The organism is Virgibacillus carmonensis, from assembly GCF_057836705.1.
Genome location: NZ_JBYQFJ010000435.1, coordinates 1 through 508, shown reverse-complemented (window position 1 = coordinate 508; position 508 = coordinate 1). Strand labels below are relative to the sequence as shown.

The window sequence follows — 508 nt, the reverse complement described above, 5'->3', positions numbered from 1 at the left end:
ATCTGAGCCCTTTTCAACTGAAAATATCGCAGAATTAACAGAGATATCCAGGGTTTCAGTAAGGAAGTATTTAAAGTTTTTGAGTGGGATTGAGTTTTTGGAAGAAACACTGATATATGGTGTCGGGAGGCCCATTTATCAATACAAATTAAATAAATCAAAGCGCAACCAAATCGATTATTATCTTTAAAGCAGCTGTTTTAGCTGCTTTTTTTAATTACAAAAGTTTAATTAGTTTCACAATATGTGAACTTTCTGTTAACAATAGTACGATGAATTTATTAGGTTGAAAGCGTTTTCCTATAGGGTTTTTTGCCAATAAAAGAAAAGGAGTGGTCAACATATGGGACAAACAGCTCAAGAGCTGAATTATGACAACCAGCCGGACGAAAGAATAACAGAATTGAATAACAGCAAGAAGAAGTTTACGATTTTTGAAATTCCCGTTCTGTGGTTCGGTATTTTTACAGCTATTACTTTAATAAGTTTATATTCAGGGAACTTACCG

General features: G+C 33.5%; 1 pseudogene. It reads left to right on the top strand.

Going from position 1 to position 508, the window contains the following annotated elements:
* Positions 1-190, top strand: a pseudogene (locus AC3G7N_RS22750) (two-component system response regulator DcuR); the annotation flags it as partial.
* Positions 191-508: the final 318 nt, after the last annotated feature.